Source organism: Xanthobacter albus, assembly GCF_043194895.2.
GTDB lineage: Bacteria > Pseudomonadota > Alphaproteobacteria > Rhizobiales > Xanthobacteraceae > Xanthobacter.
This window is the reverse complement of sequence record NZ_CM195532.1, coordinates 2983751-3006148: the sequence shown is the minus strand read 5'-3', so window position 1 is coordinate 3006148 and position 22398 is coordinate 2983751. Positions and strand designations below refer to the sequence as shown.

Sequence of the window (22398 nt, the reverse complement as noted above, 5' to 3'; positions counted from 1 at the left end):
TGCCGGGGGCATCGACTTCAAAGTGTAAAGGACTTTCGGTACAATTTTCCGGCAGTCCGCCGCCAGAGCGCCGCCTCCGACCCAGTCAGGGAGCCTCCCACGCATGAAGACCTATATCTGCGCCGCTTACGCCGGCGGCCAAGGCAAGACGACCCTTGCACAGATGGTGTTCTCCGCCCTCAGGAAGCGTGAGCTGTCCTATAAGCTCGTCGCGGCGGACTTCACCGACGGGACCGGCCATTCCAAGATCGGAAAGTTCTTCCCCACCAAGGTGCTGGAGCTGGGCATCGGCTCGCAGCTCGCCTCGTCCAAGACCGAGAACGACGCTAACGCCCCGCTGCGCTACTGGGATCGCTTCGGCGGCCTGCTGCTGACCGGCGGCGCGGTCCTGGACCTCGGCGCCAACGTGGTACCCCAGCTCGTGCAGTGGGCGCACCATCGCCGCGTCGCGCACATCATGCAGCAGCGCAACTCGCCGGAGATCGACCTTCTGGTCATCACCAAGCCGGAGAGCCACTCCATCGAGAATGTCGCCACCCTCATCGAGGACGTGGTGGTGGGCGGCGCGCTGCCGGTCTCCAGCATCATCGTGGTGCGCAACGCCGTGGGCGGCACCTTCGAAACCCAGGGCTTCGAGCGCATCGAGAAGGTGGGCGCGGGGCGGAACCTCCACTTCGTCAACCTGCCGCGCTGCACCTCCGAGCTGTGGCCCCACCTTGAGCGCACCTACACCCCGGTGGAAGACGCCCTGGCCGCGACCGAGAACGAGCTTGCCGAGAAGTTCGGCATCGAGATCTGGTCCGCTTATGCGGGCCTGATGGACCTGCGCACCTGGGCCGACGAGGTTTATGCCGAGCTCAACAAGGTCGGCATCTGACAGCGCGGTACGCGCTCTCGCGACGAAAACACCCGCCGGAGGTTGCACGCCGGCGGGTTTTTTTTGCGTCCAGGACCTTCGCGGCGCTATTTGCCGACAGGGCACCAATTGACGGGCGCCTTCGCCAGCTTGACGGCCTTGGCGAGAACCGCGCTTGCATCGTTGAGCAGCTCAACGCTCGCACCGGACCAATAGCGGTCCTTGCAGGTTCCGCCATCGCAGCCGCCGCCGAGGGTGACCCACGCCGCGGTATCGGTCTTCACATCGCAGGTGCACACCGCCTTGCCGGGATCGGCCGGATCAACCGTGCAGACCTTGTTGAGGCACAAGGTCCAAGGCGTGCCGCCAGGACAGGTCAGCACCTTCTTGCCGGCCTCGAACTGCTTGAAGGAAAAGGTGGAGTAGATGGTGCGCACGCCGCGGGCATCGGTGCTGGGCGCCAGCGTCGGGCACGCCTGTGTCCCCAGGCTGGGGCCGTTCTCCACGGTGCAGTTGCAGACCGCCTTGGCCGGGTCGCCCGGCATTGGCACGCACGGCGCCGAAGTACACAGCGCGTACGGCTGGTTGCACACGATCATGCCGGTGGCTCCGGCTTCCGCCTGGCTCTGCGCGCTCCCCATCATGACCAGCATCGCGCACGCGGGCAGCATGCGCTTCATCAGATTCGTGAGATATCCTATGGATCGGATCATGTGCTCCTCCAACTGAACACCGTGGACAGCGCCTGCTCGCGCCCGTTGCCTGCGGTGAACGGCTGCCCATGCCGGCAGCACGTCGGGTCGCCATGTCCGGTGCGGATCCGGCCCTTCACGCAGCGGCAGGGCGCGACCGCGCGACGGCTGCATTGAAGCACCACTTCGCGTAAGGGTACTTGTCATTGTGTGTCAGCCCGGCGGGGCCCTGCTGGTCAAAGACGCCGCAGGCCGGCCGGATACGCAGAGCCAGTGGGAGACGCCCGGCGCGCGCCCGGTGCAATTCCGCAACCGCGGGCAGAGGCCGGGGCTCAGAACTTGGCCGCAGCCCAGCGCACCATCGCGACCAGAACCTGATCCGATGCCTTGTCGAGCGCGGCCGTCGCATCCGGCCCGGAGCTGCTCGCCGCCGGCACATGGGCCTTGAACACCTGCGCCGCGAGGATGCGCCCGCTCTGGTTGCCGATCAGCTTCGCGGAAAGCTCCACCACCGCCACCGGGCCCTCGGGCGTGATGCGCAGGCCGAACACGCGGATATCCGTGACAAGCTGGTATTCCGCCACGACCCCCTCGCCGGGGCGGGCGACCCGCTTGAGCCTGCTGCCGTTCTCGAACGCCTGGATAATGCGCGCCTGCAGCAGCGAGGGGAGGCTGTCGCCCCACTGGGCGTCGCCCAAATAGGCGATCTGGCCGGGCGCCGGCTCCACGAAGATCTTGTCGGTGTTGAGGGCGGCGAGCGCATAGGGCGGCGCCACCACGAGCTGCCCCTCCCCATGCCCCCCGGCGCTGAAGCCCTGGGGCGCGGAAAGGTTGTAGGTGGGCGTCGGCGTGGAGCCGCAGGCCGCCAGCATCAGGCCGAGGCCGAGAACCGCCGCGCGAACGCCCCAGGCCCCGCCAGCCTTGAGGCCGCCCAGGAAATCGAAACGGCTCCCGCGCGCGTCGGTCATGCTGCTGCTCATCGCCTGTAGGTGGGCACGGAGGTGCCGCCGCCCATAATGAATTGCTGCGGGTTGCGCTCGATGCTGCGCAGCACGCGCTCGATCTCGCCCAGGGTGCGCCGGCCATCCACCGCCAGCGCCTCGTACTGGCGCAGGCCGGGGCCGGTGAAGCGGCTGATCTCGTTCGTGAGCACAGCGGTGCGCTGGTCGAGATTTTCGGCGAGCTGGCGCACGGAGGTCGCGGCGTCCGTGGCCTGGGCCAGAAGGCCGTTCTTGTCCTCGGTCGCCGCCTTCAGGTTCGCCACCACGGTATCCACCTTGCCGGCGACGTCGTTGAGCTGGGTCACCAGCGACTTGGACTGCTCGATGAGGGTCGCGACGTCATTGGAGCGGTCCGCCACCGCCTTCGAGAACAGGTCCACGTTCTTGATGATGGACGCGATCTCGTCGGGGTTGATGGCCTGGAGCACCAGATCGATCTTGCGGGCGACGCCCTGCGCGGAGCTGATGAGACCGGACATGCCGGCGCCGCCATCGGAGGGAATGCGCGGAATGCCGTGCGGCCCCATCGGAAGCGGCCCGGCGTCCGGCTTGCCGCCGCGGATGCCCACCGCGACGATGCCGGTGATGCCCTGGGATTCGAGCCCTGCCCGCGCGTCGGAGAGGATGGGCACGGACTTGTCGATGCTCACGCGCACCAGCACCTGTCCGGGCTCGTTGGGCACGAGATTGAGGCTCTGCACCTGCCCCACGGGGATGCCGTTGAACAGCACCGAATTGCCCTGGCGCAGGCCCGCGACGGAACCGTCGAAGACGATTTCATAGAGCTTGCGGCCGCTGGAATCCTCCGGCCCGGCGAACCAGTACACGAAGCCGAACGCCGCCACGATGACGGCGAGCGTGAAGGCTCCGATGATGGTGTAGTTGGCCCGTGTTTCCATGCCTTGCTCTCGGTTCCCCTAGCCGCGCCCCTGCTGCACGGCACGCGCGCGCGCGCCGTGGAAATAGGCGCGCAGCCACGGATGCGTCGCCTGCATCATGGTCTCGATTGTGCCTTGCGCGATCACTTTCCCCTCTGCCAGGGCCGCGATGCGATCGCAAACCGTGTGCAGGCTATCCAGATCGTGGGTTACCATGAAAACGGTAAGGCCCAAAGTCTGCTGCAAGGTGCGGATGAGCTCGTCGAAATCGCCCGCGCCGATGGGGTCGAGGCCCGAGGTGGGCTCGTCGAGGAACAGGATTTCCGGGTCGAGCGCCAGGGAGCGGGCGAGCGCCGCGCGCTTGATCATGCCGCCGGAAAGCTCGGACGGCAGCTTTTCCGCCACATCCGGCTTCAGGCCCACCATCTCGATCTTGGCGAAGGCGATGTCGTCCATCAGCCGCTGGGAGAGCTTCAGATTCTCCCGCAGCGGGAACTGGATGTTCTGCTTCACCGTGAGCGAGGAGAAAAGCGCGCCCTGCTGGAACAGCACGCCCCAGCGCCGCTCCACCGCCGAGCGCTGGCTCTCGCTGAGGTCGTCGAGGTTCTCGCCGAACACCTCCACCACGCCGGAGCGCTTGGGCACCAGGCCCAGGATGGTGCGCGTGAGCACCGACTTGCCGCCGCCGGACGTGCCCACGAAACCGAGGATCTCGCCGCGGTACACGTCGAGGTCGAGGTGATTGAGGATGATCCTGTCACCGAAGCCCACGACGATGTCCTGGACCTTGATGATGGCCTCCTTGCCGTTGGCGGCGGAGGCGCCGGCGGGCGTGGTGCGTGCGTCCATCCCCGCCTCACATGTTGATGGACGCGAAGAACATGGCGAACACGCCGTCCATCACGATCACCAGGAAGATGGCCTTCACCACAGAGGCGGTGGTGTGCGCGCCCAGGGATTCCGCGCTGCCGCCCACCCGCATGCCCTCCAGGCAGGCCACGATGCCGATGGTGGCCGCCATGAAGGGCGCCTTGATCATGCCCACGTTGAACTGGTCGATGTCGATGGCGCTCTTCAGGCGCTGCATGAAGATCTCGGGCGTGATGCCGCCATAGCCCCAGGACACCAGCCCCGCCCCGAAGATGGCCGCCATGGAGCCGATGAAGGTGAGCAGCGGCAGCGCGATGACGAGGGCCATGATGCGCGGCACCACCAGCACCTCGATGGGATCGAAGCCCATGACGCGCAGGGCGTCGATCTCCTCGCGCATGCGCATGGAGCCGAGCTCGGCCGTGTAGGCGCTGCCCGAGCGGCCGGCGATCATGATGGCGACGATGAGCACGCCCAGCTCGCGCAGCACGAGCACGCCCACCATGTCCACCACGTAGATCTCGGCTCCGAACCTTCGGAAGTTGAAGATGCCCTGCTGGGCCAGGATGCAGCCGATGAGGAAGGTGATGAGGATGATGATGGGCACCGCCCGGAAGCCGACCCGGTCGAGCTGGTTCACCATGGCGGTGAAACGGAAGGTGCGCGGTCGCATCACCACCCGCAGCATGGCCGCGATGGTGGCGCCGATGAAATTGAGCAGGGCGAGGGCGTCGGAGCCGGTGTTCACCACCTCGTGGCCGAACCGCTCCACGATGGCCTCCTGCCGGCGGGCGGCCGGGCGCGGATCGCGCCCCGCGCGGGCCATCTCCTCCAGCAGGATCTTGTAGCGAGGGGCGAGGCCCCTGATGGAGGTGGCGATGCCCTTTTCGTCCCAGGCCCGGCGCAGCCGCTCGAACAGCAGCGCGCCGAAGGTGTCCATGCGCTCCACGCCCGCGAGGTCGAAGTCCACGCCCTGCGGGGAGGGGTATGTGGAAACCGCTTCGCCGACGGCCTGCTCCAGCTCGTCCGCATGCTCGGATGTCCAGGCACCCCGGCCCGCCACGGTCAGGCGGTCATCCTGGGTATGCACGGAAATCAACGAGGTGTGGGGCAACGCGACCTCTCCAGGACCCGGTTGTCTTTCAGCCGCCGACGGAATGCGGTCACCCCCGTGAGCCCATTCCCTCGCGCGAACCTGACAATCTGCGTTCGACCATCCGCAACGGCCATGGCCACGGGCGCTCCGAATCGGCTTGCGATTCCCTGGCTGCGCCGCCACAACGGGTCTTGCTTACCACATTGCGCCCGCAGGCAGATGCCCCCTCGCGCGGCCACCCCGCCGATTTTCGCCGATATCGGCATTTGAGGCACACCTCGAGGATGTCCGGTACGCCATGCCCGCCCTTTCCGTAACCGTCGAGCGCTTCCCCATCAACGGAACCTTCACCATCGCCCGCGGCTCGAAGACCGAGGCCGTGGTGGTGGTGGCACGGATAGAAGACCGCGGCGCCGCCGGCCGCGGCGAGTGCGTGCCCTACGCGCGGTATGGAGAGACGGTGGAGGATGTGGCCGCCGCCATCTCCGCCCTGGGCCCCGATATCGCCGCCGGGCTCGACCGCGCGGGCCTGCAGGGCCGCCTGCCCGCCGGCGCGGCGCGCAACGCGCTCGATTGCGCCTTCTGGGACCTGGAGGCGAAGCGGAGCGGCGTTCGGGCCGCCATCGCCGCCGGCCTGCCCGCCCTGCGGCCGCTGGAGACGGCCTTCACCTTGAGCCTCGACAGCCCGGAAGCCATGGCGCAGGCCGCCGCGCGCGCAGGCCGCCCCCTGCTCAAGCTGAAGCTGGGCGCGCCCGGAGACCCCGAGCGGCTCGCCGCCGTGCGGGCGGCCGCGCCCGGCGCGCGGCTCATCGTGGATGCCAACGAGGGCTGGGACGAGGCCGCCCTGCCCGGCCTTCTCGCCGCCTGCGCCGCCGTGGGCGTGGAGCTGGTGGAGCAGCCCCTGCCCGCCGCCGACGACGGCGCCCTCGCGCGCCTGCCCCACCCCGTGCCCATCTGCGCCGACGAGAGCACGCACGCCCGCGCCGGGCTCGCCGAGCTGCGCGGGCGCTATGACGCCGTGAACATCAAGCTCGACAAGACCGGCGGCCTCACCGAGGCCCTCGCCATGGCCGAGGAAGCCGAGCGCCTGGGCTTCGAGCTGATGGTGGGCTGCATGCTGGCAAGCTCGCTGGCCATGGCGCCGGCCCTGCTGGTGGCGCAGCGCGCCCGCGTGGTGGACCTCGATGGGCCCCTGCTGCTCGCCCGCGACCGCGTGCCCGGCCTCCGCTACGAGGGCGCGACCGTCTATCCGCCGCCGCCCGAGCTGTGGGGCTGAGACCACCGCGTCGCCAGCGCCACCGCCGCGCCGAGCGCGCCCAGCGCCGCCGAAACCACGAACGCCTGCGCGCCCATGGCCACCCACAGCGGGCCGGACACCACCGTGGCCGCCGACATGAAGATGTTCACCGTCCACGCGGCGAGCGACTGGCCGGCGCCGGAACGATGGGCGCTGACCCCGCGCGACACCATCTCCACCATGCCGAGATAGGTGGCGCCGAAGGTGAAGCCGTGCAGCAGCTGCAGCGCGAACAGCAGCCCCAGAGGCGGATCGAACGCCATGGCCCCGAACCGCGCCACGGCCGCAAGCCCCCCCAGCACGATGAGACGGCGGGGACCGAACCGGATCATCAGCCGCGTGCCGAAGCGGAACAGCACGATCTCCGCCGCCACGCCCGCCGCCCACAGCAGGCCGATCACGGTCAGCGACCAGCCTTCCGCCCGCCAATGCACCGAGGCGAAGGCATAGAGCAGCGCGTGGCTCGCCTGCACTAGCGCCACCGCGACCACGCCGAGCGCGAGCGCCACCGGCACCCGCCCGCGCCCCTCCTCCCGCGCCGCCGGGCGCGGCGGGGCGGGCAGCTCCGGCAGCAGGAGCGAGGCGGCGAGATAGGAGAGATGGCCGAGCACCATCCACAGCACCACCGAGCCGGCGCCCGTGAGCGTGATGAGGAAGCCGCCCGCCACATTGGCCACCAGGAAGGCGCCCGAACCCCACTGCCGCGCGCGCCCATAATCCGCCCGCCCCGCCCGCGCCTGGCGCGAGGCATAGGAATCGAGCAGCGCGAAACTGGGGTTCCAGCTCAGGGCGATGACACCCAGCACCACGAAGATGACGAACGGATCGATGCTGAGCGCCAGCAGGCCCGTGGTGAGCACGCTCATGGCGCCGAGCACCGTCAGCGTCGCGCGCGGGCGGCCCATCCGGTCGGAGAGGATACCCACCACCGGCGTGGCGAACAGGCGCGCGACCAGCGGCACGGCGATGGCGATGCCGATCTCCTGCGGATCGAGCCCCCGGTACTGCAGCCACAAGGGCAAATAGGGCATCTGGATGCCCAGCGGCAGGTAGAAGGTGGCGAAGGCCGCCGCCAGCGCCGCCTTCAGGTCGGCACGCGAACGGCGCGGCGCATCCTCTCCCGCCTGGGGGGCGGAACCGGCATCCGGCGAAGGCGAGGCGGAAGACATGGAATCGGAGCGTCTCGTTTCAGCCTGCGGCGGCGCTGCATCATGGCATTGCCATATAGCGCCGCTGGTCCTGCTTCTCGACCGGCGCCGGGTGGATTTCGGCCAGACGCGGCGCGGGCTCGCGCTTCAAGCTGACGGTCCGCGGGCAGTCCCCGGCAGGACCGCGCCCGCAAAAAACTCAGGCGCGCAAACAGCGGGTGAAGGTTTCGGCGTCCACATTGCCGCCGGAGAGCACGATCACCACCGTTCCGGCAGCGTTCAGGCGGCCTTCCAGCAGCGCGGCCAGGGCCACCGCCCCGCCCGGCTCCACCACCAGCTTCAGCTCGGTGAAGGCATAGGCCACGGCGCGGGCCACTTCCGTGTCGTCCGCGGCGGCCGCCTCGCCCACCAGATCGCGGGTGATGGCGAAGGTGATCTCGCCCGGCGTCGGCGCCAGAAGGGCGTCGCAGAAGGAGCCGGTGGGCGCGGCATTGCGCTCGCGCACGCCGGAGCGGAACGAGCGGGCGTGATCCTCGAAGCCCGCCGGCTCGCAGGCCACCACGCGGGCCCCCGGCGCGCGCGACTTCACCGCCAAGGCGATGCCCGCCGCGAGCCCGCCGCCGGAAGCGTTGGTCGCCACCAGATCGGGCGCAAGCCCCTGGGCCGCCAGATCCTCCATGATCTCCAGGCCCACCGTGCCCTGGCCGGCGATCACGTCCGGATCGTCATAGGGCGGCACCATCACGGCGCCGCGCTCGGCGGCGATGGCGCGGGCGATGGCGTCGCGGTCCTCGGTGGCGCGGTCATAGCCCACCACCTGGGCACCGAGCGCAAGTGTACGCTCCCGCTTCAGGGCCGGCGCGTCGTGGGGCATCACGATCACCGCCGGCATGCCCAGCAGCCGCGCGGCGGCGGCCACGCCCTGCGCGTGGTTGCCCGAGGAGCAGGCCACCACCCCGGCGGCGCGCGTCCCCGGCGGAACCTGCGCGATGCGATTGTAGGCGCCGCGGAACTTGAAGGAGCCGGTGCGTTGCAGCGTCTCCGGCTTCAGGAACACGCGGGCGCCCGCGCGATCGCTCAGCACGGGCGAAAAGACGAGCGGAGTGCGCACCGCCACGCCCTTCAGGCGCTGGGCTGCGGCATCCACATCGGCGGCGGTGGGAAGGCGAACAGGGGCAGTCATGCCCCGGAAGCTACCCGACGCCGCAGACGAAGGCGATAGCGCCGCGCGATGGGGCCGATGTCATGGGCGATGAGCACGTTGTCCAGGAACTGCCGCGCGCTCTCGCGCCACGTGTAGCGCTCGCCGAAGCGGCGCGCGGCGGCGGGGGAAAGCTCCAGCGCCTTCAGGCAGGCGGTCCGCAGGTCCTCGTCCAGCACGCCCACCGGCTCTGTGGCGCCTTCGAGCACGTCCAGCGGGCCGGTGACGGGATAGGCGGCGACCGGCAGGCCGCTGGCCATCGCCTCCAGCAGCACGATGCCGAAGGTGTCGGTGCGGCTCGGGAAGCAGAAGACGTCGCAGGCGGCATAGACCTGCGCCAGATCCTCCCCCTCCTTCGGGCCAAGGAAATGCACATCGGGATAGCGCGCCCTCAGGCTTTCCAGCGCCGGGCCGCTGCCCACCACCACCTTGGAGCCGGGCAGGTCGAGATCGAGGAACGCCTCGATGTTCTTCTCCACCGCCACGCGGCCCACGAACAGGAAGGCGGGGCGCGGAATGTTCAGCGTCGCCTCCGGGCGGGGGCGGAACAGGTCCGCATCCACCCCGCGCGACCAGCGCATGAGGCGCTTGAAGCCGCGCGCCGCGAGGTCCCGCTCCAGGGTCGCGGTGGAAACCATGACGCCGCCCGCCGCATTGTGGAACGAGCGCAGCCACGCATAGGTCCAGCGCTCGGGCACCGGGGCGCGGGCGGAAAGGTATTCCGGGAACTTCGTGTGGTAGGAGGTGGTGAAGGTGCGGCGCGAGGCGATGCAGGCGCGGCGCACCAGGATGCCGATGGGCCCCTCGGTGGCGATGTGCACGAAATCCGGCTGCATCGCCTCGATGCGTCGCATGATCATGCGCGGCGTGGCGAGCGAGAGGCGGATCTCGCGATACGTGGGCATGGGGACGGTGCGGAATTCCTGCGGGGTCAGGAACAGGATCTCCGCCCCGAGGTGCTCCGCCTCGCGCGCGGTGTACTCCAGGGAGCGCACCACGCCGTTGATCTGCGGATGCCAGGCGTCCGTCGCGACAAGAACGCGCATCAGGCGGCCGCCCGGGCCTGTCCTTCCACCAGATCCGACTCGCTGTTCGGCGCGGCTTTCAGGTTGCGTGTCCAGCAGATGATCTCCAGGCGGCCGTCGTCGTGCTCGGCGATGGCGGTGCAGCTTTCCACCCAGTCGCCGCAATTCACATAGCGCACGCCGAACTGATCGTGAATGACCGCGTGGTGGATATGTCCGCAGATGACGCCGTCGACGGAATTGCGCTTGGCCTCGTCGGCCACCGCCTCCTCGAACTTGCCGATGTAGTTCACCGCGTTCTTCACCTTCAGCTTCGCCCACTGGCTCAGCGACCAGTAGGTGAGACCGAGCTTGCGGCGCACGCGGTTCACGTAGGTGTTCGCCATCAGCGCGGTGGAATAGGCCCAGTCGCCCATGAAGGCGAGCCACTTGGCGTGACGCACCACCACGTCGAACACGTCGCCGTGGATGACGAGGTAGCGCTTGCCGTCCGCCGCCTCGTGGATGGCGGTCTCCTGCACCTCGATGCCGCCGAAATGGCTGCCGTAATAGTCGCGCAGGAATTCGTCGTGGTTGCCCGGCAGGTAAACGATGCGGGTGCCCTTGCGCCCCTTGCGCAACAGCTTCTGCACCACGTCGTTGTGCTTCTGCGGCCAATACCACGAGGAGCGCAGGCGCCACCCGTCGACGATGTCGCCGACCAGATAGATCACATCGGCATCATGGTACTTGAGGAAGTCGATAAGCAGTTCCGCCTGACAACCCTTGGTGCCCAGGTGAATGTCAGAAAGAAACAGGGCGCGAAAGCGTCGCGCATCCGGACTCTCGCTCACGCCAGGACCTCCACACTTCGGAACCCGACCATGGCCACCCCCCAAGAGTCACCTCCGGGGCATCCGAAGATGCCTCGCCGCAGCCGCTGCACGGGCCTTGAGCGGATGCGGCTTGCAGTTACCCGGAGTCGTGATTCCTTTTTATGACGCTACCGCGAAAAACGGAAGCGCGAATGCCCGAATCCATACCCTGCCCGAAAGGCCGGCAGTATTGGAGGGGGACAAGGAAGGCGGCTAATAGTCTTTGGTTGAATATCGCCCCCCTCTACCCGCAGGAATGAAGCAAATGGCCGTCAGCCGCTCCGATGAGAGCCACGCCCGGCCAGCCGCGAACTTTTCGCATGCCCGCCCCCCTTGGCGCGGGCATGCCAATTCCATGACATTGCCATGCGCCGCACGGGGATCAGCGCTCGCCGACTCGCGTGACGGCCGCGCGGCGCGTGCAATGCAACAGTGCCTTCGGCGCCGCACGCGGCATTGACCGGGACACCGCCGCGGGCCAGCGTGCGCACCCTCCCGCACGGCAGTTCCCGCCGGCGGCGCGGGACGAAGGAGCATGTGGCATGAAACTGGTTCGTTTCGGCGCGAAGGGCGCGGAGAAGCCCGGCCTCATCGATGCGGCGGGGCGCGTGCGCGACCTTTCCGGCCATGTCCCCGAGCTTTCGGGCGCGGCGCTTTCCCCCGCGGGCCTCGCGCGCCTTGCGGCACTCGACCCTGAGGCGCTGCCGCTGGCGCCGGCGGGCGCGCGCCTGGGCCCGTGCGTGCCGCAGCCCGGCAACTTCATCGCCATCGGCCTCAATTTCGCGGACCACGCCGCCGAGACCGGAAACCCCATCCCCGCCGAGCCCGTGGTGTTCAACAAAGCGCCGAACTGCATCAGCGGGCCGAACGACGACATCATCACCCCCAAGGATTCCACCAAGCTCGACTGGGAAGTGGAGCTCGCCTTCGTCATCGGCACCCGCGCGCGCCATGTGGAGGAAAAGGATGCCCTTTCCCACATCGCCGGCTATTGCATCTGCAACGATGTCTCCGAGCGCGGCTTCCAGATGGAGCGCGCCGGACAGTGGACCAAGGGGAAGGGCTGCGAGAGCTTCGGGCCGGTGGGCCCCTGGCTGGTGACGCCGGACGAGCTGGGCGACACCGCCGACCTCACCATGAAGCTCGATGTGAACGGAGCGCGGATGCAGGACGGCTCCACCCGCACCATGATCTTCCGGGTGCCGTTCCTGCTCAGCTATCTCAGCCGGTTCATGGTGCTCGACCCCGGCGACATCGTCACCACCGGCACCCCGCCGGGCGTGGGCCTCGGCTACAAGCCGCCGCGCTTCCTGAAGGCGGGCGACGTGGTGACCCTCTCGGTGGCCGGGCTGGGCGAGCAGCGCCAGACGGTGGTGCCGTTCCAGCCCTGAGGCGCGAAGCCGGCGGAGCGCCAAGCGGCCCTCCGCCGGCCGGTTTCACTGCAGCGTCGCTTCCGCGAGCCAGGTCTTCACCGCCTTGAGCGCCTCGGAGCGGTTGCCGGTCCGGTGCTGGGCCTCCTGGTAGACGGCGATCTGCACATCGGCGCTGGTGCCGACTTCCGCGATGGTGCGCACGTGCATCAGCGCGTCGAGGCAATCGAGCGCCTCCGCGTCTTCCGCCACCAGGTTGACGAGCCCCTCCACCGCATCGCGCACAGAGACCGCGCGCCGCTGGGCGAGGTCCACGAACGAGCCGTGGACGCCATAGCGCTGGGCGCGCCACTTGTTCTCGTCGGCGATGGCCCGGTCCACGGCGCCCACGTCGCGATTATGGTGGGGATTGCGCACCAGGAACCGCGCCAGGGCGCGATAAAGGGCGGCGATGGCCACCGAATCCTCGATGCGGGTGCAGCTGTCCGGCGCGCGCAGCTCCAAGGTCGGCAGCTTGCGGGAGGGCCGGATGGCCCACCACACATAGCTCGAATCCTCGATCGCCCGCGCCGACACCAGCGCATCCACGTAGCGCTCGTAGGCGGCGTTGTTCTCGAACATGTCCGGCAGGCCGGTGCGGGGCAGCTCGTCATAGGCGGCGAGGCGATAACCCATCAGGCCGGTCTGCTTGGAGCCCCAGAAGGGCGAGGACGTGGCGAGCGCGATGAAATGCGGCACGTAGGGCACCAGCCGGCGCATCACGTCCACCCGGTCGTCTGGGTCCGGCAGCTCCACATGCACGTGCAGGCCGCACACCATATTGCGCTCGCCCAGCATCTTCAGGTCGTTCATCAGGCCGTCGTAGCGGTCGATGCGGGTGGCGCGGGCGCCGTCCCAGGTGGCGGTGGGGTGGGTGCCGGCGGCGATGAAGCCCAGGCCGTGGCGCGCGGCCACCGCGCCCGCCGTCTGGCGCAGCTGGCGCAGTTCCTCGTGCGCATCGCCCGCCGTGGTCACGGGCTGGGTGCAGATCTCAAGCTGCGACTGGAGCAGCTCGACCGTGACCGAGGTTCCGAGTTCCTCCCTCAAGGCCTCGTAGAAGCCCGGCGGCATCCGCCGCTGCACGGCCTTGGTGTCGGCGTCGATGACAAAGAACTCCTCCTCGATCCCGAATCGGTAGTGCTGCGACATCGCCTCCTCCAAAAAATTATAATGAAACGATTGTCTGGTCGCCCCCGCGGACCTCAACAGCGCCGAAAGACTGACGCAAAATCCGACAAAAATGGGGCGCGGGCACCGAGGTTGCCCGAATTGGAAACGAGGAAAAGGGCGTGCGATGCAGCATAATCGACCACAAAACGAGGGCTCGACCTGTTTTTGCACTGCATGAAAAAGGTGCAATAGAATAATTTCTAATTACACCCTAACCTCTGCTATCGGCGCGATACAGACTACATAACGCCCCGCGCGGCCTCCACCAGGGCCAGCGCGGCGATCGCCGCCGTATCCGCCCGCAAAATCCGCGGCCCCAGTGAAAGCGTCACCGCGCGCGGCAGCAGCAGCGCCCGCTCCTCCGGCGCGAAGCCGCCCTCCGGCCCCACCAGCACGCTGACCGGCCCCGCCGGTGCGCCTCGCAGCGCGGCGACAGGGTCGCTCGCCGCCGCGTCTTCATCGCAGAAGGCGAGCACGCGCCCGGCCGGGAGCTGCGCCACCCACTCGGCGAGCGGGCGCGGCGGATTGACCTGCGGCAGGGTCAGGATTCCGCATTGTTCCGCTGCTTCAACGGCGTTCGCGGCCATCCGTTCCAGGTTCACGCGGGAAACCTGGGTGTAGCGGGTTACGACCGGGCTCAGGATGCCCGCCCCCATCTCCACCGCCTTCTGCACCATGTAGTCGAGCCGGGCATGCTTGAGCGGGGCGAAGGCATATTCCACCGAGAGGGCCGCCGGCTGGGGGCGCAGGCGCTCCAGCACCTCGAGCTTCACATCCCGCTTGCCGGCCGCGATCCGGCGCGCGCGCCACTCCCCATCCCGTCCGTTGAACAGCAGAAGCTCTCCATCCATGGCGAGGCGGATGACGTTGGCGACATAATGGGCCTGCTCCGGCGGCAACGCCACGACCGCGCCTTCGAGCAGGTCGTCTCTCACACACAGGCGCTGCGCGTTGAAATCGTGATCGGGCATGGCAGGTTCCTTTCTCGCCCGCGAGGCTCAGCACGAGCCCGCGACGATGACAAGCACCCACGCCCGCGATTTCGGAGAGGCTTCCTCGGCGCCGCCAAGAAGCGATGCACTGCGGGTGCTTCTCCAGGGAAGCCCGACCCGCAGTGCATCCCGGCAGCCGTCGTCGCCCCCGGCCGACGCCGCCACGCCTGACCGGCTCCGCCAGCTTGCCGCATCATGGCACCGCCGGCATCCCCCAAATGAGAGATGCGCACCGGAACCCTTCATGAATGCGTCAGGCTGGACACGGGGAGGTTGCGGCAGCTCACGGCAGCGGGCCGCGCATTCCGCTACGGGGCACATTGCCCCTCATGCGAGCGCGATCAAGCGAATGTCGGAGCCCGGCCCGCTGGACTGAACGCCCGACTCGTTCCCCACGCGGTGGCTCCGGGGGCAAGCGCCGGCGAGCCCGCAGGCTCGCCGGGAAAGCAGAAGGCGATCAGAACAGGCTGGTGCCGTTCGAGGCGGAAACCGGAGCCGGACGCTTCACGGTGGCCGCGGGACGCGGCGCATCGGCGGCACCCATGGCCTGCCCGGAGGCCGACGCCGGCTTCGCCGGCTTGGCACTGGCAGCCGCCTGGGGCTTCGGCTTCTTGCGCGGGGCCTGCGCCGCGGGGGTGAGCGATGCCACCTGCTTCGGCGGCGCGGGCTTGTTCATGGCGATCAGCTCGGAAACCGTCACGAACTTGTAGCCCTTCGCCAGCAGCGCATCGAGCACGCGCGGAACAGCCGCCACCGTGGTGGCGTGAATGTCGTGCATCAGGATGATGCCGCCCGGCCGGGTCTGCGCCATCACCTTGTCATAGATGGCCTGCGCGTCGCGGTTCTTCCAGTCGAGGGAGTCGGCCGACCAATACACCATGGTGAGGCCGAAGGTGTCCTCGATGTGCTTGCGCAGCGCCGGCGTCATCGCGCCATAGGGCGGGCGCAGGTAGATCGGGTCCTTGCCGATGGCCTTGCGGATGGCCGCGGACGTATCCGCCAGCTGCCGGTCCGCCTCCGCGACGGAGACCTTCGGCAGCTGCGGATGGTTCCACGAATGATTGCCGATCTCGTGCCCCGCCGCGGCCATGCGCTGCAGCAGCTCCGGATTCTCCGTCGCGCGCGTGCCGACCACGAAGAAGGTGGCCTTGATGCCGCGCGCTTCCAGGATCTTCAGCAGCTTGGGCGTGGTTTCCGGGTTGGGGCCGTCGTCGAAGGTGATGGCGATATAGGGCCCATCCACCTCGCACGAGGTATAGGCGAGGAAGCGGTGGCCGGTGGCCGCGGCGGCGCTGGGCGCCTGCATGCCAGCGCCCACGGGCGTGCTCATGGGGCCGGGTGTCGCGGCCGCCGGCGCGGGTGGCGTCGCAGCGGGAGACGGGGCAGCGGGCGCCGCCAGCAGCGCGGCGGCGGCCTGCGCCGATGCAGCCGAGGGAGAAGCCGGGGCAGCAGCGGGAGCCCCCGCCTGGGCGAGCCGCACCAGCGGCGCCGGAGGCGCGACGGCAGGCTGGGCGGCACTGGAGACGACCGGCACCGCAGCGACATCCCCCACCGGAGCGGACGACACCATCTGGCTCCACGCGAGGCCAAGGCCCAACGCGCCGGTCGCCAGAAACGCAGACATGGCCACTAAAGCTCTCACAATGCCGGCTTCCTGAATTGTTCGGCGGGACAATAACGCAATCTCACCCGCTTCTATGGACAAATTGTGTACGGCTGCCGCGCGGAGGTGCGGAAAATCCCGAGCCGATGCGCTCCGGCCACAGGTGGCCAGATGGGGCGGCGACAGGCGCCGACGCGGCCTTTCACGCCCCTCCCCGCCCGAGGCCGCCGCCCGGCGCATGGGTGCGATGCGGCAAGGTCGCGGCAGGCGCGGGCGAAGACGCGACACTCTTCACCTTGCGCGGCGGGGTCATACGGTGGTCCACTTGGAAAATGGACCGCGCCCCGCCCTCATTCCCCTCCGATCTGGTGCAGCTTGAGCCCGGCCTCGGCCTGCTGCGCTTCGCCGCCCTGCTTTCGGAGGGCGCGGAAGCGGACGACGACACCCTCGACGCCATGTTCGAGCAGATGGAGATCGGCGCGCTCGACCGGATCGCGCCGGCCGACATCTGGAGGGAGCTGTCCGCCGGAGTGATGGGTCCCCGCCCTTCCGCCATGCTGAAGGCGCTGCGCGCGTGCGGCGTGCTCGAAGTCGTGCTGTCGGAAGTCCATGACCTGTTCGGCGTGCCGCAGATCTCCGATGAACCCGGCGAGGTGGACCTGGGCGAGCTGCTGCTGCGGTCCCTGGACGAGGCCGCGGCGCTGGATGCGCCCCTCGACGTGCGTTTCGCGCTGCTCACCATGAATGTCGGCAAGGCCGATTCCCCGCGTGAGCACCTGCCCGCCCACTACCGCCACATGGAGCGCGGCGCGCCGCGCATCGCCGCCATCGCCGCGCGCTTCGGCGTCGCGCCCGCCTGTCGCGACTTCGCCTTGCTGGCCTTACGGGAATGCGAGCGGGTGCACCGCACCTCCGAGGTGCGCGCAGGACCTGTCGCGGCGATGCTCATGCGCCTCGACGCCTTCGACGACCCCGAACGCTTCGCGCGCCTGATGATGGTCGCGCGCTGCGATTATTTCGGCCATGGCGGGCGCGCGGAGACGACCTATCCCAAGGCCCAGCTCCTCGCCCGCGCGCTCGATGCGTGCGCGGATATCGACCCAGCGGGGCTCGACACGGCCGACGACCTGATGGCCGCCCGCGCTGCCGCCATCGCCCGCGCCTTCCGCTCCCAGCGCTGGTCCGACGAAACCGCCTGAAGGCGCGGATTGCATTATCGGCTTGTGACGGCCCAAGCCGGAGATGGCCGGATTCTGCAGGGGACCATTCCCCATGGGCCAGCGCGGCGGGACCGCAAAGCGCCCGGCGCCTGACGGCGCTCAGGTGGAGCGGTTCAGCCCCCTCCTCCCCGGAGGCAGGAGCACCGGCAGCTCAGCTGCCGGGCCCCTCGCTCACCGGCGGGAAGAACACCTCGCGCCAGGAGGCGATGGGTGTCTTCAACTCGCCCATGCGCACCAGGAAGTCCGCCGCCTCCTGGATGCCGTTCGGCACCGTGGAATATTCGTCGCGATTGCGCGCGATCACATCCCGCATCTGCTCGATGGGCAGGGACGACGGCTCGGCCTCCAGGTAGATGGTGGTCACCTCATCGGGATTGGCGTGAATGTAGGCATTGGCCTTGTTCAGCGCGGCGATCACCACCGGCAGGATATCCGCATTGTCGTTCACGAACGACTGGATGGCGCCGAGATAGGCGTTGGTGGTGTCGGGATTGCTGAAGTCCCGCGAGGAGGCGATCTGGTGCACCGCCGGATCGGCCGAAACGATTTCCGCGAACGGGGAAATGCTCACATAGGCCTGGATCGACCTGGCCTTGGTCAGCGCCACCACGGATTCGGAGTGCGGCAGCAGCACCAGCTGGTTGGCGAAGCGGTTCACCTCATCCTTGCCGAAATAGTGCTCGGCCGCGCGCTTCAGGTAGAGCACCTGCGCGCTCTTGGGGCCCTGCACCGCGATCTTGTCGGTGGGGCGGATATCCCGGATGCTCTTCACCTCGGGCTGGTTGGAGAAGATGGGGAACTGCCCCTTCCAATAGGCGCACACCCCCTTCAGGTGATAATCGCCCTTGGTCTTCTCATAGGCGTTGAGCAGCGCCTGGCTGCCGAGGGTGCCGAGCTGCACGTTGCGGCTGAGGATGGCGTCGATGAGGGCGGTGGCCACCGAGAAGCGGCGCAGTTGGAAGGTGGCGCCGGGAATGCCGGCATCCCGCGCGGCGGCGTCGAAATAGCCCAGCTTGTCGGCGACGATGAACGGCAGGAACGGCAGGCCGTAATTGATGCCGATGACGAACTCGCGCGAGGCCGCCAACGCCGGGCGCGAGAGCGCCGGCGACAGGGCGGACAAGGCGCCCAGCGCCGCCGCCCCCGCCTTGAGGATGCTGCGCCGATCCAGCAACGTGTTCATGATGTTTCCCCGCGGATGCCGCACCCTGGCGGCCCCTGAATGATGACTATTTTGAGCGATTTGCTTCACGATAGTCCAGCGTCGGAAATCCGCCGGGCGATTGGAAGCGAAGATTTTCGATTGCCGGGTATCGCCATTCCCCACCGGCAGCCGCACGACCGTGCCGCCTCGGCCGGAGAAAGCCGGATACGGGAGCAGCTTATCCGCCCCACCCACCGGACCGCGGCTCCGGCACATAATTCCATTTATCGATCGATATAGATAAAATTAATTCGCTCTTTTCGATCGACGCGCCGTGGCAGATTTCGCTGGAGCTGCGCGGGGCGCCCCGCGATCGCCGCGGGAGACGGCGGCCCGCGCGTCGGGCACCATCCCACCCGTGGAGGGCGGTCCGTCGCGAACGGCGCCGGACCGCCGAACGCGGAAGGAGAAACGAGGCCATGGCGAAGCCAAAACCGGTCGCCTATTCCGACGCGCCGGACACCGTGAAGGCGGTCTTCGACGACATCATGAAGACCCGGAACCTGAGCGATGTGAACAATTTCTGGAAGTACCTGGCCAACGACCCGGCGACGCTCGAGCGGACCTGGGCGAGCCTGAAGCAGGTGATGGCGCCCGGCGCCCTCGATCCCCTGACGAAGGAGCTGATCTATGTCGCGGTCAGCATCACCAACGGCTGCGGCTACTGCATCGCCAGCCACAGCGCCGCCGCCGCCAGGGCCGGCATGAGCGAGGCGCAGTTCGCGGAGCTGGTGGCGGTGGTGGGCATGGCGAACGAGACCAACCGCCTCGTCAACGGGTACCGGGTGCCCGTCGATCCCGCCTTCGAGGAATAGCCGCTTCGACGGGATGCGCGGGCGTTCCCGCGCATCCCGCGATGCCCCCGGCGGTTGCGCTCCGTCCACCGGTTTCGAGGGCTTCTCGCGCCATAAATCACGTGAAAATTTTGTTTTTAAGGCAGATGGACAAACATTAAAAGTTAATCGATAGATTAGATGAATTTTGTGAATTGATCCGTGCCCCTCCGGTGAAGCCAAGCGCTCATGAGGGGAGGGCTCAGCGGGCTGATCGCCCGCCGGCGAAAAGGCAGATCCGAGGACAGGCCCACATGACGCTCATCACCCGCCGCCAGGGCCTCGCCCTTCTCGCCGCCGCCGCGGCCACGCCCTTCATGCCCCACGTCGCGCGGGCGCAGGCGAAGCCCCTGGTCCTGGGCGTGCAGTTTGGCCTGCCCTACCTCGGGTTCCTGGTCGCGGAGAGCCGGGGCCTGTTCAGGAAGCACGCGGAAGCCGAGGGCGCGGACGTGAGCTTCGAGATCAAGCGCCTCAGCGGGCCCACCGCCCTCACCGAAGGCCTGCTCAGCAACACCATCCACATCGCCGCCCTGGGCATGCTCCCGCTGCTGATCGGCTACAACAAGAGCCGCGGCAGCTACGACATGGGCGGCATCAGCGGCTACTGGAAGGGCACCTACACCATCTTCGCCAATGATCCGGCGATCCACTCGGTGGCGGACATCCGCCCGACGGACAAGATCGCGGTGCCCGGCCCCAATTCCTCACAGGCCCTGGTGCTGCGGCGCGCGGCGGCGAAGCTGTTCGGCCCCGGCGAAGCCAAGCGCTTCGATCGCCAGCTCGTCTCCCTGCCGCACCCCGACGCGGTCGCCGCGCTGACCACGGGCAATACGGTGCAGGTCTATTTCGCGACCTCGCCCTTCGCGGAGATCCTCGCGTCGTCGCCGAACGTGCACGTCATCGGCACCTCGCGGGAGTTCAACCCGCCGGGCATGAGCAATGGCGTGGTGGCCGGCCTTTCCGCCACAGTGCGCGACAATCCCAAGGCCATCAGGGCGTTCCTCGCCGCCCTCGATGAAGGCAACCGCTTCATTCCGGCCAATCCGGAGGAGACCGCGCGCATCTATTTCGCCGCCGAGCCCTCCAGCCTCACCGATGCGCAGAAGATCGAGGTGATCCGCAACAACGTGGATGAATACGCCATCACGCCCAACGGCGTCATCGAGACCGCCAGTTTCATGGTGAGTCTCGGCCAGCTGCCCCAGGCTCCGGCCCGCTGGCAGGACGTGTTCTTCCCGCCCGTCAACGCCGGCGCCGGTAGCTGACGCCGGCCGTGCCCCAACCGAGCGCGCCCGCCATGAACATGACCCGGCCCCTGGCCCACACCCTGGCGACCGCCACCCCCCTGCCCCGGCAGCCCCTGCTGCTGGAAGTGGACGGCGTGACGCTGCAATACGCCACCCGCGAGCGCATCGTCACCGCGACCCACCGGGTCTCGTTCGACATGCTGGAGCACGACCGCTTCGTGCTCCTCGGCCCCTCGGGCTGCGGCAAGTCCACGCTGCTGAAGAGCATCGGCGGCTTCCTGGACCCGGTGGAAGGAGAGATCCGGCTGAACGGGCGCAAGGTGAAGGGGCCGGGCGCCGACCGCATGTTCGTGTTCCAGGAGTTCGACCAGCTCCTGCCCTGGTACACGGTGCTCGAGAACGTGATCTTCCCCATGCGCTCCACCCGCCGCTTCCCGCGCGCGGAATGGCGCGATCGCGCGCGGCGGGCGGTGGAGAAGGTGGGGCTCGGCAAGTTCGCGGATGCTTTCCCCCACACCCTTTCCGGCGGCATGAAGCAGCGCGTCGCCATCGCCCGCGCGCTCGCCATGGAGCCGAAGGTGCTGCTGATGGACGAGCCCTTCGCCGCCCTCGACGCCCTCACGCGCCGGCGCATGCAGCAGGAGCTGCTGGACCTGTGGCAGGAGGTGCGCTTCTCGCTGGTGTTCGTCACCCACTCCATCGAGGAGGCGATCGTTCTCGCCAACCGCATCGTGGTGATGACCCCGCATCCCGGCCAGATCATCGCCGAGCTGGACGCCACCCGCTTCGGCCACGCCCATTCCGGAAGCGACGAGTTCGTCGCCTTCACCAGGAAGATCAACGCCATGCTGTTCGGCACGCAGGATACGGCGAAGGACACCGCCCATGGCTGAGAACGCCCTTTCCGGCCCCGCCGACCCCTTCGAGCTGCCCGAGCGGGCCGACATCACCCGCCCGCTCGCCCCGGCGGGCGAGATCGGCGACATCTCCCAACGGATCAGCCCGTGGCGGCGCCTCGCCGACACCACCGCCCTGCGGCGCGCCCTGGTGCTCCTGGTGCTGGCGGTGGCGTGGGAGGCCTACGCCCGCTACGCCTCCAATCCGCTGATGTTCCCCTCCTTCACCGACACCCTGGCGGCGTGGTGGGCGGGCATGCGCTCCGGCGAGCTGGTGCTGGCGGTGGCCGGCACCATGAAGGTGCTGCTGCTGGGCTACGGCGTCGCGGTGGCGCTGGCGGCGGTGCTCACCACCTTCGCCATCACCACGCGCTTCGGCACCGACGCGCTCGCCACCATGACCGCCATGTTCAATCCGCTGCCGGCCATTGCCATCCTGCCGCTGGCGCTGCTCTGGTTCGGGCTCGGGATCGAAAGCCTGGTGTTCGTCATCGTCCATTCGGTGCTGTGGGCGGTGTCGCTCAACACCCTCACGGGCTTCCAGTCGGTCAGCCAGACCCAGCGCATGGTGGGGCGCAACTATGAGCTGGGGCGCATCGGCTTCGTGGCCTTCATCCTCATTCCCGCGGCCTTCCCCTCCATCCTGTCCGGCCTCAAGATCGGCTGGGCGTTCGCCTGGCGCACCCTGATCGCGGCCGAGCTGGTGTTCGGCGTCTCCGGCAATTCGGCGGGCCTGGGCTGGTACATCTTCCAGAATCGCAACGCGCTGGAAACCGCGAACGTCTTCGCCGGCCTGTTCACTGTCATCCTCATCGGCCTCGCGGTGGAGGGCATCATCTTCCGCACCCTGGAGGCCGCCACCGTGCGCCGCTGGGGCATGCAGGGCTGAGCCGGGCGGCGGAACGC

The 22398-nt window shown here is 68.6% G+C and carries 21 protein-coding genes; 8 read left to right on the top strand and 13 right to left on the bottom strand.

Annotated features, from left to right (window positions below):
* Positions 1 to 103 precede the first annotated feature (103 nt).
* On the top strand, positions 104 to 877 hold the full coding sequence (locus V5F75_RS13410) for a hypothetical protein (RefSeq protein ID WP_394034498.1): 774 nt from the start codon (positions 104 to 106) through the stop codon (positions 875 to 877).
* 86 nt (positions 878 to 963) lie between these two features.
* On the opposite strand, the gene V5F75_RS13405 is transcribed toward V5F75_RS13410, so the two are convergent.
* The 5 genes from V5F75_RS13405 to V5F75_RS13385 all read right to left on the bottom strand — a co-directional run bounded on the left by V5F75_RS13405 (position 964) and on the right by V5F75_RS13385 (position 5411).
* The gene (locus tag V5F75_RS13405; protein WP_394034499.1) at positions 964 to 1569 is read right to left on the bottom strand and encodes a hypothetical protein; all 606 of its coding nucleotides are present in this window, start codon (positions 1567 to 1569) and stop codon (positions 964 to 966) included.
* Between the two features lie 311 nt (positions 1570 to 1880).
* Complete coding sequence (locus tag V5F75_RS13400) at positions 1881 to 2516, bottom strand: ABC-type transport auxiliary lipoprotein family protein (RefSeq protein WP_394034500.1); 636 nt, start codon at positions 2514 to 2516, stop codon at positions 1881 to 1883.
* An 8-nt stretch (positions 2517 to 2524) separates the two neighbouring features.
* The gene (locus V5F75_RS13395) at positions 2525 to 3448 is read right to left on the bottom strand and encodes an MlaD family protein (RefSeq protein ID WP_394034501.1); all 924 of its coding nucleotides are present in this window, start codon (positions 3446 to 3448) and stop codon (positions 2525 to 2527) included.
* An 18-nt stretch (positions 3449 to 3466) separates the two neighbouring features.
* On the bottom strand, positions 3467 to 4276 hold the full coding sequence (locus V5F75_RS13390; protein ID WP_394034502.1) for an ABC transporter ATP-binding protein: 810 nt from the start codon (positions 4274 to 4276) through the stop codon (positions 3467 to 3469).
* 7 nt (positions 4277 to 4283) lie between these two features.
* Positions 4284 to 5411 carry an MlaE family lipid ABC transporter permease subunit gene (locus tag V5F75_RS13385; protein ID WP_394034503.1) on the bottom strand — a complete coding sequence of 376 codons (1128 nt, stop codon included), beginning with the start codon at positions 5409 to 5411 and terminating at the stop codon, positions 4284 to 4286.
* Positions 5412 to 5691: 280 nt separating this feature from the next.
* Here V5F75_RS13385 and dgcA point away from each other — a divergent pair, with 280 nt between their 5' ends.
* The gene (gene dgcA, locus V5F75_RS13380; protein WP_394034504.1) at positions 5692 to 6669 is read left to right on the top strand and encodes an N-acetyl-D-Glu racemase DgcA; all 978 of its coding nucleotides are present in this window, start codon (positions 5692 to 5694) and stop codon (positions 6667 to 6669) included.
* Here the strand turns inward: dgcA and V5F75_RS13375 are convergent.
* The 4 genes from V5F75_RS13375 to V5F75_RS13360 all read right to left on the bottom strand — a co-directional run bounded on the left by V5F75_RS13375 (position 6639) and on the right by V5F75_RS13360 (position 10897).
* Positions 6639 to 7859 (bottom strand): MFS transporter, encoded by a 1221-nt coding sequence (locus V5F75_RS13375; protein WP_509212073.1) that lies wholly within the window; start codon positions 7857 to 7859, stop codon positions 6639 to 6641. The genes dgcA and V5F75_RS13375 overlap by 31 nt on opposite strands.
* A 178-nt stretch (positions 7860 to 8037) precedes the next feature.
* Positions 8038 to 9021, bottom strand: coding sequence for a threonine ammonia-lyase (locus tag V5F75_RS13370; protein ID WP_394034505.1), 984 nt, complete (start codon positions 9019 to 9021; stop codon positions 8038 to 8040).
* Positions 9018 to 10085 (bottom strand): glycosyltransferase family 4 protein, encoded by a 1068-nt coding sequence (locus V5F75_RS13365; protein ID WP_394034506.1) that lies wholly within the window; start codon positions 10083 to 10085, stop codon positions 9018 to 9020. The genes V5F75_RS13370 and V5F75_RS13365 overlap by 4 nt, the downstream gene beginning before the upstream one ends.
* Positions 10085 to 10897: a UDP-2,3-diacylglucosamine diphosphatase gene (locus tag V5F75_RS13360; RefSeq protein ID WP_394034507.1), complete on the bottom strand. Its 813-nt coding sequence runs from the start codon at positions 10895 to 10897 to the stop codon at positions 10085 to 10087. Before V5F75_RS13360 ends, V5F75_RS13365 begins: the two co-directional genes overlap by 1 nt.
* A gap of 563 nt (positions 10898 to 11460) precedes the next feature.
* On the opposite strand from V5F75_RS13360, the gene V5F75_RS13355 reads away from it, so the two are divergent.
* A complete protein-coding gene (locus tag V5F75_RS13355) occupies positions 11461 to 12309 on the top strand; it encodes a fumarylacetoacetate hydrolase family protein (protein ID WP_394034508.1) in 849 nt (282 codons plus the stop codon).
* A 45-nt stretch (positions 12310 to 12354) separates the two neighbouring features.
* Here V5F75_RS13355 and V5F75_RS13350 read toward each other — a convergent pair whose 3' ends face one another.
* The 3 genes from V5F75_RS13350 to V5F75_RS13340 all read right to left on the bottom strand — a co-directional run bounded on the left by V5F75_RS13350 (position 12355) and on the right by V5F75_RS13340 (position 16113).
* On the bottom strand, positions 12355 to 13476 hold the full coding sequence (locus V5F75_RS13350) for a carboxylate-amine ligase (protein ID WP_394034509.1): 1122 nt from the start codon (positions 13474 to 13476) through the stop codon (positions 12355 to 12357).
* 260 nt (positions 13477 to 13736) lie between these two features.
* On the bottom strand, positions 13737 to 14468 hold the full coding sequence (locus V5F75_RS13345) for a 16S rRNA (uracil(1498)-N(3))-methyltransferase (RefSeq protein WP_394034510.1): 732 nt from the start codon (positions 14466 to 14468) through the stop codon (positions 13737 to 13739).
* Between the two features lie 478 nt (positions 14469 to 14946).
* Complete coding sequence (locus V5F75_RS13340) at positions 14947 to 16113, bottom strand: polysaccharide deacetylase family protein (protein WP_394034511.1); 1167 nt, start codon at positions 16111 to 16113, stop codon at positions 14947 to 14949.
* A gap of 311 nt (positions 16114 to 16424) precedes the next feature.
* Between V5F75_RS13340 and V5F75_RS13335 the strand changes: the two genes are divergently transcribed.
* The gene (locus V5F75_RS13335; protein ID WP_394034512.1) at positions 16425 to 17291 is read left to right on the top strand and encodes a tRNA nucleotidyltransferase; all 867 of its coding nucleotides are present in this window, start codon (positions 16425 to 16427) and stop codon (positions 17289 to 17291) included.
* A gap of 172 nt (positions 17292 to 17463) precedes the next feature.
* Here the strand turns inward: V5F75_RS13335 and V5F75_RS13330 are convergent, their stop codons facing one another.
* Entirely contained in the window at positions 17464 to 18495 is a 1032-nt protein-coding gene (locus V5F75_RS13330) for an ABC transporter substrate-binding protein (RefSeq protein ID WP_394034513.1), read from the bottom strand.
* 440 nt (positions 18496 to 18935) lie between these two features.
* On the opposite strand from V5F75_RS13330, the gene V5F75_RS13325 reads away from it, so the two are divergent.
* From V5F75_RS13325 to V5F75_RS13310, 4 genes are all read left to right on the top strand, one after another.
* Positions 18936 to 19331, top strand: coding sequence for a carboxymuconolactone decarboxylase family protein (locus V5F75_RS13325; RefSeq protein WP_394034514.1), 396 nt, complete (start codon positions 18936 to 18938; stop codon positions 19329 to 19331).
* Between the two features lie 272 nt (positions 19332 to 19603).
* Entirely contained in the window at positions 19604 to 20614 is a 1011-nt protein-coding gene (locus tag V5F75_RS13320) for an ABC transporter substrate-binding protein (RefSeq protein WP_394034515.1), read from the top strand.
* A gap of 38 nt (positions 20615 to 20652) precedes the next feature.
* Positions 20653 to 21489, top strand: coding sequence for an ABC transporter ATP-binding protein (locus V5F75_RS13315; protein WP_394034708.1), 837 nt, complete (start codon positions 20653 to 20655; stop codon positions 21487 to 21489).
* Positions 21482 to 22381: an ABC transporter permease gene (locus V5F75_RS13310; RefSeq protein WP_394034516.1), complete on the top strand. Its 900-nt coding sequence runs from the start codon at positions 21482 to 21484 to the stop codon at positions 22379 to 22381. The genes V5F75_RS13315 and V5F75_RS13310 overlap by 8 nt, the downstream gene beginning before the upstream one ends.
* Positions 22382 to 22398 lie beyond the last annotated feature (17 nt).

Bases quoted from the DNA above. Each gene is read 5' to 3' on its own strand.
- V5F75_RS13410 (WP_394034498.1), top strand. From the start codon at position 104: ATGAAGACCTATATCTGCGCCGCTTACGCCGGCGGCCAAGGCAAGACG.
- V5F75_RS13405 (WP_394034499.1), bottom strand. From the start codon at position 1,569: ATGATCCGATCCATAGGATATCTCACGAATCTGATGAAGCGCATGCTG.
- V5F75_RS13400 (WP_394034500.1), bottom strand. From the start codon at position 2,516: ATGACCGACGCGCGCGGGAGCCGTTTCGATTTCCTGGGCGGCCTCAAG.
- V5F75_RS13395 (WP_394034501.1), bottom strand. From the start codon at position 3,448: ATGGAAACACGGGCCAACTACACCATCATCGGAGCCTTCACGCTCGCC.
- V5F75_RS13390 (WP_394034502.1), bottom strand. From the start codon at position 4,276: ATGGACGCACGCACCACGCCCGCCGGCGCCTCCGCCGCCAACGGCAAG.
- dgcA (WP_394034504.1), top strand. From the start codon at position 5,692: ATGCCCGCCCTTTCCGTAACCGTCGAGCGCTTCCCCATCAACGGAACC.
- V5F75_RS13375 (WP_509212073.1), bottom strand. From the start codon at position 7,859: ATGTCTTCCGCCTCGCCTTCGCCGGATGCCGGTTCCGCCCCCCAGGCG.
- V5F75_RS13370 (WP_394034505.1), bottom strand. From the start codon at position 9,021: ATGACTGCCCCTGTTCGCCTTCCCACCGCCGCCGATGTGGATGCCGCA.
- V5F75_RS13365 (WP_394034506.1), bottom strand. From the start codon at position 10,085: ATGCGCGTTCTTGTCGCGACGGACGCCTGGCATCCGCAGATCAACGGC.
- V5F75_RS13355 (WP_394034508.1), top strand. From the start codon at position 11,461: ATGAAACTGGTTCGTTTCGGCGCGAAGGGCGCGGAGAAGCCCGGCCTC.
- V5F75_RS13350 (WP_394034509.1), bottom strand. From the start codon at position 13,476: ATGTCGCAGCACTACCGATTCGGGATCGAGGAGGAGTTCTTTGTCATC.
- V5F75_RS13345 (WP_394034510.1), bottom strand. From the start codon at position 14,468: ATGCCCGATCACGATTTCAACGCGCAGCGCCTGTGTGTGAGAGACGAC.
- V5F75_RS13340 (WP_394034511.1), bottom strand. From the start codon at position 16,113: ATGTCTGCGTTTCTGGCGACCGGCGCGTTGGGCCTTGGCCTCGCGTGG.
- V5F75_RS13335 (WP_394034512.1), top strand. From the start codon at position 16,425: ATGGACCGCGCCCCGCCCTCATTCCCCTCCGATCTGGTGCAGCTTGAG.
- V5F75_RS13330 (WP_394034513.1), bottom strand. From the start codon at position 18,495: ATGAACACGTTGCTGGATCGGCGCAGCATCCTCAAGGCGGGGGCGGCG.
- V5F75_RS13325 (WP_394034514.1), top strand. From the start codon at position 18,936: ATGGCGAAGCCAAAACCGGTCGCCTATTCCGACGCGCCGGACACCGTG.
- V5F75_RS13320 (WP_394034515.1), top strand. From the start codon at position 19,604: ATGACGCTCATCACCCGCCGCCAGGGCCTCGCCCTTCTCGCCGCCGCC.
- V5F75_RS13315 (WP_394034708.1), top strand. From the start codon at position 20,653: ATGACCCGGCCCCTGGCCCACACCCTGGCGACCGCCACCCCCCTGCCC.
- V5F75_RS13310 (WP_394034516.1), top strand. From the start codon at position 21,482: ATGGCTGAGAACGCCCTTTCCGGCCCCGCCGACCCCTTCGAGCTGCCC.